Below are 12,886 nucleotides of genomic sequence, written 5' to 3' on the forward strand. Positions count from 1 at the left end.
AATGGCTGCAACATGCATTCCACGTCGTTATACTTTCCGCAAAAACAAATTGGCAGGCAACCAGTGGCTTAAAGAGCGGGCCTGCATGAACTGGGTAATAAAAGCCAGGGAGGAACTGATAACAGAACCCGGAACCAAAGGAGAAATCGCCGGGTGAATTTGAGAAATTAGAAATAATGGCAGACGAAATAAAACAAAACGCGCCGGCAAAACTCAAGGTAACTATCGACAATATTACGCTTGAAGTAGACCCTGGTACTACAATACTACAGGCAGCAAGAATGGTTGGGGGCGAAGTTACACCCCCGGCGATGTGTTTCTATACCCCGTTGAAAGGTAGTGGCGGAAAGTGCCGTACCTGCCTGGTTGAGGTGAGCAAGGGATCCGACAGAGATCCCAGGCCCATGCCGAAACTGGTAGCAAGTTGCCGGACAGGCGTGATGGATGGGATGGAAGTTAAAAATATCACCAGTCAGAGAGTTTTAAAAGCCCGTCACGGTGTGGTGGAATTTTTGCTGATCAATCACCCGTTGGATTGCCCGGTCTGCGACCAGGCCGGCGAGTGTGATCTCCAGGACCTGAGTTACGCTCATGGATCGGAAGCATCCAGGTACGAGTTTAAGAAAAGAACTTTCATTAAACACGATCTGGGAAAATACATCCAGTTGCATATGACGCGGTGTATTATGTGTTACCGCTGTGTAATTTTGGCCGACCAGATAACCGGGCAACGCCAGCATGGCGTCCTGGACAGAGGCGACCGCTCAGAAATTGCTACTTACATAGAAAAATCACTGGAGAATGAATTTATCGGTAATGTGATCGATGTATGCCCCGTGGGAGCGCTCACAGATAAAACATTCCGGTTTAAGAACCGCGTGTGGTTTACCAGACCTGAAGACGCGCACCGCGACTGCCCCACCTGCTGCGGAAAAGTTACTTTGTGGAAAAGAGGAGATGAAGTGATGCGTGTTACTGCGCGCAAAGATCAATGGGGAGAAACCCAGGTTTACGAAAATGGCGAACCTGGCTGGATCTGCAATGAATGCCGTTTCGAGAAGAAAGATACACGGGATTGGGTGATTGAAGGGCCGATGAAAGTACCCCGCTACTCAGTGAAGGGTGCCAATCATTATGAGGTGCTGGATCTGCCGGAGGAAACCATCGCTAAAGTGATGGGGGGGAGACAGCCTAAGCTACTGATGCCCATACATTCGATCAGTGATGTGAATGATCCCAATATTGACCTCAGCAAGATCCCTGGCCCCGCAACCAGCGATGTGTTTAACCATAAACAAATTGAAGAAAAGAAAGATTAAACCCGAAAATCTATGTTTTTACTGGCAATCGACTGGTGGTTTATATTGGAAAAGCTGATTTTGATCACGCTGATCATCGTCCTTGCGATGTTTGTCGCCATGTACGCCACTTATGTGGAGCGTAAGGTAGCCGGCTTCATGCAAGACCGGCTGGGACCCGACAGGGCGGGACCCTGGGGTATTTTTCAGCCTTTGGCAGATGGTGGAAAATTATTTTTTAAAGAAGAAATTATTCCCCTGGCTTCTGCCAAAAACCTGTTTGTGATCGGTCCCATGCTGGCCATGGTCACAGCTTTGATCACCAGCGCAGTTATTCCCTGGGGGTCACCTATTACTGTCAACGGTAAACAGATCCCCCTCCAGGTGGCCGACGTCAATATCGGTATTCTTTACATATTCGCCGTGGTTAGTCTTGGGGTTTATGGTATCCTCATTGGCGGATGGGCTTCCAATAACAAGTTTTCACTGATCGCCGCAGTCAGGGGTGCATCCCAGATGATCTCTTATGAACTGGCGATGGGGCTGGCGTTGATTGCCGTTCTGATGACCAGTGGCTCCCTTCAGATGAGTCATATTGTGGATAGCCAGCTTGGAGGCGCGATGGGTGACCTGGCGAGCTGGAATATCTGGAAGCAACCGCTGGGTTTTCTGGTGTTTTTCATTTGTGCCATGGCAGAATGTAACCGTACGCCATTTGATCTCCCGGAAGCTGAAAATGAACTGAACTTTGGGTATCACCAGGAGTATTCCAGTATGAAACTGGGCTTTTATCTGTTTGCGGAATATATTAATATGTTCATGAGCGGGGTTATTATGGCAACCCTGTTTTGGGGAGGATATGATATCCCATTTGTAAACGAAGCCAAACTGGCCGCCAGCATCGGTCCAAACTGGGTGTCGTTCCTGGGTTTCCTCTCCCTGATGATAAAAGCCGGTTTTTCGATGTTCGTGTTCATGTGGATCAGGTGGACGATCCCCAGGTTCAGGTTTGACCAGCTGATGAAGCTGGGTTGGAAGAAATTGGTCCCGCTGGCTTTGCTGAACCTGCTCCTGACGGCCGTGTTGATTCTTTGGCTGGCCAACTAAAATGGGATTCAGGAAGTTCTTTCAACTGATTTTCCCGGTAAATGTAGAAGAGAAGTCCGGGAAATAAACATCAGGTATGTGAAACAACGCATAAAAAATATGCGGGTGAAAATCTGATGTCTAAACTTATATTTGCGAAATAGAAAACAGTTTTTGCAGCGAATGAGTGCATATTTAACAAATAGAGCAAAACCGATTGACCGAAGCCCGATGAATTGGGTGGAGCGGTTATATCTGTGGAATATATTGAAGGGGATGGCTATTACTTTGAAACATTTTTTCTCAAAAAAAGCTACCATCCGCTTTCCAGAAGAAACCAGGTCCTTCCCCAAGGTATTTCGGGGCCTGCATATTTTGAACCGCGATGAGGAAGGCAGAGAAAGATGCACGGCCTGCGGACTTTGCGCCGTGGCTTGCCCCGCCGAAGCCATCACCATGGAGGCTGCAGAAAGGAAGCCGGGGGAAGAGCACTTGTACCGCGAAGAGAAATACGCTGCCAGGTACGAAATTAATATGCTGAGGTGTATATTTTGCGGGTTCTGTGAGGAGGCCTGTCCCAAGGACGCTATTTATTTATCCCAGACCTTCATGCCAGCGAATTATCACCGTAAAGGGTTTATTTATAAAAAAGAGGACCTGCTGATTCCGAATCCGCTGACGGAGCCTGAGGCTTACCAAAAAGCACTCGGGACCATCAATAGGCCTGCAAATAATACCACAAAAGAATAATACTAGGGGAATGGGCATCACACAAATATTATTTTGGATACTAACTGCTTCGACGCTGTTGAGCGCCATCCTGGTCGTTACCAGCAAGAATCCGATACATAGCATCCTTTGGCTGGTGGTCACTTTTTTTTCGATTTCCGGGCATTATATCCTGTTGAATGCCCAGTTCCTGGCCATTGTAAATATTATCGTATATGCCGGAGCCATTATGGTTCTGTTTCTCTTCGTGATCATGCTGATGAACCTGAATAAAGTGACTTCACCACTGAAGAACCGATGGCTTCAGTTGGTAGGCGGACTTTCTGCAGGTTGTTTATTGCTGGTGCTGGTGGCAGCATTGAGGCACACCGAGATTTCTAAAAATATTGCTGAAGTAAATACCGGAGATATCGGACTGATCCGGAACCTTGGTAAAGAGCTGTTCACTACTTTCGTTGTTCCGTTTGAAATCAGCAGTATATTGTTCCTGAGCGCCATGGTAGGCGCAGTGGTGATCGGCAAACGTGATTAACCGGCTATTTTTTGAATCCGGCCCGCAGGATTGACTGCACCGGGAAGACTTTAATATATATAGGGATATGCCCATTAATTATTATATCGCTCTGGCTTTTAGCCTGTTTGCAATCGGAGTAGTGGGGGTGCTCACCCGGCGCAACGCTATCATTATTTTCATGTGCGTAGAAATTATGCTGAATGCGGTGAACCTGCTGCTGGTTGCATTCAGTAAGATGCACCATGTTGCCAAGGGAGCCCAGGCCGTTGCGGGGACAGATGGACAACTCTTTGTATTTTTTATCATGGTGGTTGCTGCTGCTGAAGTAAGTGTGGGTCTTGCCATCATCGTGATGCTGTACAGGAACATTCATTCAGTGGATATTAATTTCCTGAACAGGCTCAAACACTAAAGGAACATTTTTACCAGATCATGATAGTAAACCGGAACAGGCTAAGACATGTGAAGACGGGAACCGGAATAGAAAAATAACAATTTAAAGATTAGATGAAAGCCTTTTTATTAATTATTGTTTTATCCCCTTTTGCAGGTTTTTTGATTAATGGCCTGTTCAGAAGGCATTTGTCAAAATCTCTGATTGGTATTTTAGGATCGCTGACCGTTTTGGTGTCCTTTACCCTGAGCATTCTGGCTTTCCTGGATGTGAAAGCCGGGCAGGGCGGTGTTGTGCACTATTTTAATCTGCTACAAGTCGGTACCCTGAAAATCCCGTTTGCTTTCCAGATCGACCAGCTTTCGGCACTTTTTTTACTGATTATTACCGGTGTAGGTTTTCTGATACACGTGTATTCGACTTCCTATATGCGTGATGAACCGCAGGAACATTTTGGAAGATATTTCTCTTACCTTAATTTATTTATCTTTTCAATGCTCCTGCTGGTTCTGGGAAATAATTTTTTCGTTCTTTTCATGGGTTGGGAAGGGGTTGGACTTTGTTCCTACCTGCTCATCGGTTTTTGGTTTAAGAACCCCGAGTTCAACAAGGCAGCCGACAAGGCATTTATTATGAACAGGATCGGCGATATGGCTTTCCTCCTGGCACTTTTCCTGTTGATTTCGAAAGTAGGAACGCTCAATTTTGTGGAAGTGTTCCAACCGGCGGCGCTGGCCAAATTGACAACCTCCGAAGTTACCGCCATCACCTTATTATTGACGTTGGGAGCGACGGCAAAGAGCGCGCAGATTCCACTGTACACCTGGTTGCCCGATGCGATGGCGGGACCTACCCCGGTCTCAGCCCTCATTCATGCCGCAACGATGGTGACAGCAGGTATTTACCTGATTGCCCGCAGCAATATTCTGTTTACTATGGCTCCGTTTACCCAGAACCTGATAGCTGTTTTGGGATTGGCTACTGCCCTGCTAGCGGCCTCAATCGCTTTAAAGCAGAATGATATTAAAAAAGTGCTGGCCTACTCAACGGTTAGCCAGCTCGGTTTTATGTTTCTGGCTTTGGGAAGTGGTGCCTACGTCGCAGCGGTCTTCCATGTAATGACCCACGCGTTTTTCAAGGCCCTGCTGTTCCTGGGAAGTGGAAGTGTGATCCACGCCATGTCTGGCGAACAGGATATCCGTAAAATGGGAGGGCTCGGTAAATACATGAGAATTACCGAGATCACTTTTCTGTTGGGCTGTTTTGCCATTGCAGGTATCCCTGGTTTTTCAGGATTCTTCTCCAAAGACGAAATATTGGCAGCCGCTTTCGGTAAATCGCCGCTACTGTATGTGCTGGCGCTCTTTGCCGCTTTGCTCACTGCCTGGTATATGTTCAGATTGTATGCCACAACCTTCAGGGGAAAATTTCGGGGTACCGCCGAACAACAGCATCATCTGCACGAAAGTCCGGCGGCGATTACAATCCCACTGATCTTACTCGCCATATTGTCCGTAGTCGGTGGTTTTGTGGGAATCCCGGCGTTCATGGCAAAAGGTGCGCATGTGTTGAGCGATTTCCTGAGCCCGGTTTTCGCAGCCTCCAACGCCAAAACTCTACCGCAAGAGATTTCGCATGGTACCGAATGGACGCTTGCTATCGTTACAGCCGTGCTGGTAATCGCTGTAGTGGGTTACGCCTGGAAGCGCTTCAGTCAGAAACCAGAGCTGGAGAATGCCACAGGGTTTGGAAAAATATTGGAAAACAAATGGTATGTGGATGAATTATATGATACCATTATTGTTCGCCCGATGAAATCTTTTGGGGATTTCCTGAGCAATACATTTGATACAAGAGTGATAGACGGAATCGTGAATGGTGCCGGAAGATTGGTGCAATACGGGAGCAGACAGTTGCGTTGGCTGCAGAATGGACAAACGGGGGTTTACATTCTTTTGATGGTGCTGGCTATGCTGGCTGTGTTTGTCCTGCAGTTCTATATAAGGAAATAATAGGAGCTTACGGCGGCATGAAGTTATGCGGGGCCCGGAAGCCAAAACTCCGGCAGTGGTGGAGAGTAAGTATGAATCGGATTTAAAGTTGAAAAACTATATATTGAAAATATTATGATCGCGTTGTTGTTGATACTGGTTCCCTTACTGGGTGGTCTGATAACATTCTTTATCAGGGAGGAACGGGCTGCCAGAATATGGTCGCTGGTATTTGCTTTGGTGGCACTGGTGGTGGCTATTCTGGGACTGACCATTTTTGCCGCACCACAATACCTGACTTTCCGGGCAGAGTGGATGCCAGGTCTCGGCAGTAGTTTTTCAATCAGGGCTGATGGTATGGGTGTGATGCTGAGTTTACTGACAACGCTGACATTCCCTATTATTTTTATTTCAACCTGGTCCACGCCATATTCAAAAGCCTGGAATTTTTTCGGACTGATGCTATTATCTGAAGCCGGGCTGCTCGGCGTGTTTCTGGCTATGGACGCCCTGTTATTTTATTTTGCCTGGGAACTGGCATTGATCCCGGTGTATTTTCTCTGTTCACAATGGGGTGGTGAAAGGCGCATTGCGGTTACTTTTAAGTTTTTCATCTACACGTTTTTGGGGTCGCTGTTGATGCTGGTGGCCATTATCTATATTTACACCCAAACTCCCGAAAGGTCATTTGATATCAGTGCATTTTATGCAACGGCATTACCTTACAAGGAACAAAGCTGGCTGTTCTGGCTGATGTTCGCAGCCTTCGCGGTGAAGATGCCTGTTTTTCCCCTGCACACCTGGCAGCCGGATACCTATGAGGTGGCCCCCACAGCAGTGACCATGGTACTGAGTGCGATAATGGTGAAAATGGGTGTTCTGGGCATGTTGCGCTGGCTGCTGCCTGTTTTGCCGCTTTCTTCCTATGCCTGGGGCGACACCGTTTCCACACTGGCTGTAATCGGAATTGTTTATGCATCGCTGATCGCTTTCCGGCAAAACGACCTGAAGCGGTTGGTGGCCTATTCGTCGATCGCGCACATGGGGCTGATGGTCGTGGCCGTTCTTGCCGAAACCCAGCAGTCGGTGCAGGGCACGATGTTTCAGATGTTTGTACACGGCATCAATATACTGGGAATGTGGGTAGTGGTCGAATTCATCGAAAGAAAATACGGCACGCGGAAGATTTCTGATCTGGGTGGCGTTGCGCAAAAATCACCCGCACTGGCCATCGCATTTATGGTCATCATGCTGGGAAATATTGCGCTTCCTTTGACCGATGCCTTTGTGGGTGAGTTTTTGATGTTGTCAGGGATTCTCGTTTCAAAGATCACCGCATACGGCGTAACATTCACAGCAGTGGCCGCGCTTGGCGTTGTTCTTGGCCCGGTTTATTATTTCCGGATGACCCGCAAAGTCTTTATGGGACCCACGAATGAATTGACGGAAAGGGGTTCGGATATTGGTTCAGGCGAAAAACTGATCCTGGGTGTTATTGTCGTACTGATTCTATTCCTGGGAATCTATCCCCATCCTTTACTGGAACTGGTTGATGGTGTATCAAAGGTCATCCTGAAAGATTCAGATGTTCTTCATTTATTAAAGAAGTAGTTACTTAAGCAGATTTACCTTAGCATACTGATATGAACGCATTATTATTATCGGCAATTTTTGGAGTGGTCATGATGTTATTGGGCATCGGCGTTAAGAAGCAGGCTGTTGTCAGAAACGTGGCCATCGCCGGCATGGCCCTTTTGTTAATAGTCAACTGGATGGAAAAAGCGGGGACTCATTTTTTCCATTTCAATGTTACCGCTTTTATGGTTTTTGACGGATTTGCCCTTACGTTCAATGCGATCGTGATTTTTTCAACGCTGGTTTTCTTTCTGGTTGCGGGGCGGGATATGGAGCGCGCTGGTAAGTACTATCCTGATTATTTTGCGCTGATCTTTTTCATTCTTTGTGGAATTTTTATTACGACCTCCTTTACTTCGCTCCTGACTCTTTTCCTGGGAATAGAGATCATTTCGATACCATTATATATACTGACAGGCGCCGATAAAAGAAATTTAAAAAGCAATGAAGCATCACTCAAGTATTTCCTGATGGGTTCGTTTTCAACGGGTATCATGCTGATGGGAATCACCCTGATTTATGGATCTCAGGCTACTTTTAGTGTGGAACATTTTAATTTTGCAGGATTTGGCAATTCCAGACTGGTCATTACCGGCATGTTGTTTCTGCTGTTCGCGGTGAGCTTTAAAGCTTCGGTTGCCCCGTTTCATTTCTGGGCGCCCGATGTTTATGACGGTGCCCCCACTGCGTTTACATCATTCATGGCTACGGTTGTCAAAGTAGGCGTGTTTGCGGGATTTGTGCGCTTGTTCAACGACAGTTTCTTCCTGCTCAAACCAACCTGGCAAGTGTGGGTGGCAATATTTATTGTGTTAACCCTGCTGATCGGAAATGTCACGGCTGTTTTCCAGCAAAGCGTGAAAAGAATGCTTGCGTATTCAAGCGTCTCCCACGCCGGATTCATGCTGTTTGCGATTTTCGCGCTCAATAGCACGGGTTACGAGGGGCTGCTGATCTACGGCCTGGTGTATTCGATGGCTACGATCGCGCTGTTTGCCGTACTCGCCAAAATGAAGGACTATACTTATGAAGGTTTCAACGGGCTGGCCAGACACCGGCCTGAGCTCGCCCTGATCACAGCTATCTGCCTGTTTTCTCTGGCAGGTATTCCGCTGACGGGTGGATTTCTGGCGAAATTTTATATGCTCAGGGCAGCTATACAAACCGGTCATTACCTGTGGCTGGTGATTTTTGCCGTAGTCATGGCAGCGGTTGGCGTTTACTATTATTTCAGGGTCATACAGGCTATGTATTTTAAGGACGGCCCCGATCCGGAAATAAAAGTCTCACCTATGGAAATCTGGGCCCTGCGCGCCATTTGTGTCATCCTTATCCTAATGGGTCTGTTCCCACAGCTCCTGCTCAACTGGTATTATTTCTGATAAAAAAAATTTTATAGTCCCGCTGAGTTGATGCCTTATCAGTAACTTGCAACTGTGAAATTCAGGGATATTTTTTCTCTTGCCTTACGTACAGTTTCCGGAAATAAACTGAGGAGCGGCATAACCATTGCAATTATTGCGTTTGGCATCATGGCCTTGGTTGGAATCATTACCGCGATTAAGGCGATGAATCAGAAATTTACGGAAAGCTTTGCCAGCATGGGTGCAAATGCTTTTACTATTCGATTCAAAGAAAGTAATGTTCGTTTTGGACACGGCGAGGGAGGTCGCGATCTTACCGTGTCAAAAAAAGGAATGAAAGAGAAGAAGTCTAATCTCAATCGCTTTATCACCAGAAAAGAGGCGGAATATTTCGTTAGCAATTATAATTTTGAAGGCGCCGTCAAAAGCCTGTCTATATTCGGCAGGAACAATAATATCGTTTCTTTCGGGGAAAAGAAAACCAGCCCTAACGTCATGATTTTCGGCGGTGATGAAAATTACCTCGAATTGAACGGTTATAACCTGATCGGCGGGAGAAACCTGACACTTCCTGAAGTGAAAAGTGGTCAGAATTATTGCATTTTAGGATACAGTATCGCTGAGAAATTCTTTGGAGCAGGCGCGGAAAAAGCTGTAAACCAGGTGGTCAGAATAAATAATCTGCCCTATAAGGTATTGGGAGTTCTTGAAAGCCGGGGATCAACCTTTGGATTTAACCGAGATAATATGGTGATTACCAGCTACCGGAATCTGGAGAAAACAATGCCTGGTCTGAACAATTCCTTTGTGATCGCAGTAAAAGTGGCGGATATCAGCCTCATGAACCAGGCGATGGGAGAGGCAGAGGGACTTTTCAGAAACGTGCGTAAGATTAATATTACGGAGACCAGCAACTTTACGATGGACAGGAGTGACGCAATGGTGGAAAGAGCTATGAACAGCCTCAGGTTCCTGACCATTTCTGCTACGGTCATCGGGCTTATTACGCTGATCGGCGCTGCTATTGGACTCATGAATATCATGCTGGTTTCGGTCGCGGAGCGTACCAAGGAAGTCGGGCTAGTAAAAGCTATAGGGGGCAAAAGACGGGCTGTGCAAAGGCAATTCCTGCTGGAATCTATTATAATTAGTATTTTTGGAGCTTTATTTGGTATCGTTTTGGGAATCATTGTGGGTAATGCATTTTCAATCATCCTGAAAACAGGATTTGTAGTGCCGTGGGGCTGGATCATGTATGGAATAATCATTTGTACGGTGGTAGGCCTGGCCGCCGGGCTCTACCCCGCAGTAAAGGCCGGTAAACTAAATCCTATTGATGCCCTTCGCTATGAGTAACAGGGAATGAAGAAGTTACGAAGCCGGCAGCATCCTGAGAACAGTAGATTTTTTATTGAGTATTTTCGGAATAAAAGAACATTAAAACTGCTCAAAACCCCGGTAAACGGGAGTTTTTTTTGACAGATGACAAAAAAACCAATAATTTTACCGGTCGAAAAAAAAAACTAACTAAAAGATTTGTTTGTTCATTTTTTTTGTTAGAATTGCGCAGCGATTTTTCATCTTTCATATTAAAAAAATTAAAACCTAAGATCATGGCTGAGACAAATCAAGCTAAACCAGCAAAGGCTACAACTGCTACAACTTCCGTACAACCTAAAAAAAGCGGTAATTCAATTTCATGGCTGGCTCCTATTTTGTGTATTATTGCGGGGTACATCATTTGGCGTTATTGGATTGGTGGTTCTTCAGGATTCGATTCTCCCGATCCAGCCGGTGGATTCTGGCCAAACCAGAAAGGCCCCAAAGATCAATTCCACAGGATTTATGAAGGAGGTATCATTGTACCTCTGCTGATTGGTATGTTGTTAATGACATTCGTATTTGCTATCGAAAGATTCCTGACGATCAACCGGGCGTTGGGCAAAGGAAACAACAGCAATTTTGTTCGCAAAATACAATACCATCTGGCTAATAAAAATATTGACGCTGCTTTGAGCGAGTGTGACAAACAAAAAGGCTCTGTTGCTAACGTAATGAAAGCAGGATTGCGTCGTTACAACGAAATGATCACAGAACCCAACCTAACAACTGATCAGAAAGTTCTGGCCATTCAAAAAGAAGTGGAAGAAGCTACTGCACTGGAACTTCCAATGCTTCAGAAGAACCTGGTATTCCTTTCCACAATCGTTTCCACCGGTACGCTGATCGCCCTTTTGGGTACAGTAATGGGGATGATCCGTTCGTTTGCTAACCTGGGTTCAGAAGGCGGTGGAAACTCTTCTGAACTGGCTGTAGGTATCTCCGAGGCCCTGTATAACACGGCGCTTGGTATCGGTACATCTGCGATAGCACTTATTTTCTATAACATGCTTACCACAAGGATTGATAGTATTACTTATGGTATCGATGAATCTGGTTTCACTTTGACCCAATCATTTGCTTCTCAGTATAAATAATTTTATACAGCAGGCAAATTGTTTATGGAAAATTGGAACTTATTCGTCTCATAAATAAAATTATCAGTTATGCCAAAAGTTCAAGTTGCAAAGAAGGAAACGGTGACGGATATGACGCCGTTTGTGGATATCGGTTTCCTTATTCTTGCGTTTTTCATCATGGCAACCAAGTTTAAACCGTCTGAACCGGTACCTATTAATACGCCTAACTCAGTGTCTTCCCAGCCATTACCGGACAACAATGCGGTTATGGTAAGTATCGACAAGGATAATAAGGTGTATTTCTCTATTATGTCCAAAAAAGATCCTAAAAAGGCAACGGACCTGATAGTAGCGGCTTCAACAGCGAGGGGAATTCCTCTCACTGCCGCCGATGTGGCCAGTTATCGCGATGGAGATATGATCGGTATGCCTTTTTCCAAGCTGAAATCGTTTTTTGCGCTGCCTCACGACCAGCAGCTCAAAACCAGGTTGGATGGTATCCCTACAACAGACTCCACAACAGCGGAATTGGTTTACTGGATAGGTGCCGCAAAACAGGTTTTTGCAGGTGAACCCCTGAAGTACCTCATCAAAGGTGATGCAGTTTCGAAATTTCCGACCTTCAAGGCGGTCGTGGATGCATTTAAGAAGAATGATGAGCAAAAGTACAACCTGGTTACAACGCCTGAAGAAGCTCCCCAGGGTAGCGCATTGTACCTGGAAAGGCTGCAGGGTAAACCTAAGGGAAAATAATTTAGTAAATAATTAAAATTATACGACTATGGCAAGTATGGATACTGGTGGTGGCGATGGTGGACACAAAAAAGGGCCAGGCGTAAAAAAAGCGAAAAAACTCAATACGCGGGTGGATATGACCCCATTTGTTGATATTGCGTTTCTTTTGATTACGTTCTTCATTTTTACGGCCACTATGAGTGCGCCTACCACGATGGATCTCAATATGCCCAAGGATACGGACAAGAAAGACCAGGAAACTAAGGTAAAACAATCAGGTGCACTGAATATTTTGTTGGGGAAATCCAATACCGTCTTCTATTATGAAGGTGAACTGGCACCGGACGGGTCTAACTTCAAATCCGCGACCTTTAAGGAAATCCGGAATGAAATTATCAAAAAGAAAAAAGAGGTGGTAGATAAGTATGTTACAGATCCTGCATGCGAAGCTGACGCTAAGGCAAAGGGCAAGTCTATCGATGATTGCAAACAAAAAGACTTCTTTGTGATCATTAAACCCACCGATGACGCAGAATACAAGAATGTTGTGGATATCCTGGATGAAATGACCATTAATAAGGTAGCCCGTTACGCCCTGGTGGTGCCCGCCGAAAGCGAACTTCAACTGGTAAAAGCAACGGAGCAGGCCAGCGGTATTAAATAAAGGCGTTTGAGCGAAAA

At 45.8% G+C, this 12,886-nt stretch carries 13 protein-coding genes; all 13 read left to right on the forward strand.

Features of this window, described 5'->3' with window-relative positions:
• Position 1 precedes the first annotated feature (1 nt).
• On the forward strand, positions 2–157 hold the full coding sequence (locus AC3WS5_RS05875) for a hypothetical protein (RefSeq protein ID WP_492466324.1): 156 nt from the start codon (positions 2–4) through the stop codon (positions 155–157).
• A gap of 19 nt (positions 158–176) precedes the next feature.
• Positions 177–1,319, forward strand: a complete 1,143-nt coding sequence (locus tag AC3WS5_RS05880; RefSeq protein ID WP_492466325.1) for an NADH-quinone oxidoreductase subunit G — start codon at positions 177–179, stop codon at positions 1,317–1,319.
• 12 nt (positions 1,320–1,331) lie between these two features.
• Complete coding sequence (gene nuoH / locus AC3WS5_RS05885; protein ID WP_492466326.1) at positions 1,332–2,405, forward strand: NADH-quinone oxidoreductase subunit NuoH; 1,074 nt, start codon at positions 1,332–1,334, stop codon at positions 2,403–2,405.
• 162 nt (positions 2,406–2,567) lie between these two features.
• On the forward strand, positions 2,568–3,134 hold the full coding sequence (nuoI, locus tag AC3WS5_RS05890) for an NADH-quinone oxidoreductase subunit NuoI (RefSeq protein WP_492466327.1): 567 nt from the start codon (positions 2,568–2,570) through the stop codon (positions 3,132–3,134).
• Between the two features lie 10 nt (positions 3,135–3,144).
• Positions 3,145–3,645, forward strand: coding sequence for an NADH-quinone oxidoreductase subunit J family protein (locus AC3WS5_RS05895; protein ID WP_492466328.1), 501 nt, complete (start codon positions 3,145–3,147; stop codon positions 3,643–3,645).
• A gap of 67 nt (positions 3,646–3,712) precedes the next feature.
• Positions 3,713–4,039 (forward strand): NADH-quinone oxidoreductase subunit NuoK, encoded by a 327-nt coding sequence (gene nuoK, locus AC3WS5_RS05900; RefSeq protein ID WP_492466329.1) that lies wholly within the window; start codon positions 3,713–3,715, stop codon positions 4,037–4,039.
• A 95-nt stretch (positions 4,040–4,134) separates the two neighbouring features.
• Positions 4,135–6,033 carry an NADH-quinone oxidoreductase subunit L gene (nuoL, locus tag AC3WS5_RS05905; RefSeq protein WP_492466330.1) on the forward strand — a complete coding sequence of 633 codons (1,899 nt, stop codon included), beginning with the start codon at positions 4,135–4,137 and terminating at the stop codon, positions 6,031–6,033.
• A gap of 114 nt (positions 6,034–6,147) precedes the next feature.
• On the forward strand, positions 6,148–7,623 hold the full coding sequence (locus tag AC3WS5_RS05910) for a complex I subunit 4 family protein (protein ID WP_492466331.1): 1,476 nt from the start codon (positions 6,148–6,150) through the stop codon (positions 7,621–7,623).
• Between the two features lie 32 nt (positions 7,624–7,655).
• Positions 7,656–9,029 carry an NADH-quinone oxidoreductase subunit N gene (locus tag AC3WS5_RS05915; protein WP_492466332.1) on the forward strand — a complete coding sequence of 458 codons (1,374 nt, stop codon included), beginning with the start codon at positions 7,656–7,658 and terminating at the stop codon, positions 9,027–9,029.
• Between the two features lie 54 nt (positions 9,030–9,083).
• Positions 9,084–10,367: an ABC transporter permease gene (locus tag AC3WS5_RS05920; RefSeq protein WP_492466333.1), complete on the forward strand. Its 1,284-nt coding sequence runs from the start codon at positions 9,084–9,086 to the stop codon at positions 10,365–10,367.
• Between the two features lie 257 nt (positions 10,368–10,624).
• Positions 10,625–11,488 (forward strand): MotA/TolQ/ExbB proton channel family protein, encoded by an 864-nt coding sequence (locus AC3WS5_RS05925; RefSeq protein ID WP_492466334.1) that lies wholly within the window; start codon positions 10,625–10,627, stop codon positions 11,486–11,488.
• A 69-nt stretch (positions 11,489–11,557) separates the two neighbouring features.
• Positions 11,558–12,223, forward strand: a complete 666-nt coding sequence (locus AC3WS5_RS05930; protein ID WP_492466335.1) for an ExbD/TolR family protein — start codon at positions 11,558–11,560, stop codon at positions 12,221–12,223.
• A 28-nt stretch (positions 12,224–12,251) separates the two neighbouring features.
• The gene (locus AC3WS5_RS05935; RefSeq protein WP_492466336.1) at positions 12,252–12,869 is read left to right on the forward strand and encodes an ExbD/TolR family protein; all 618 of its coding nucleotides are present in this window, start codon (positions 12,252–12,254) and stop codon (positions 12,867–12,869) included.
• The last annotated feature ends 17 nt before the right edge of the window (positions 12,870–12,886 follow it).

Source organism: Niabella sp. CPT15-335-S11, from assembly GCF_058792415.1.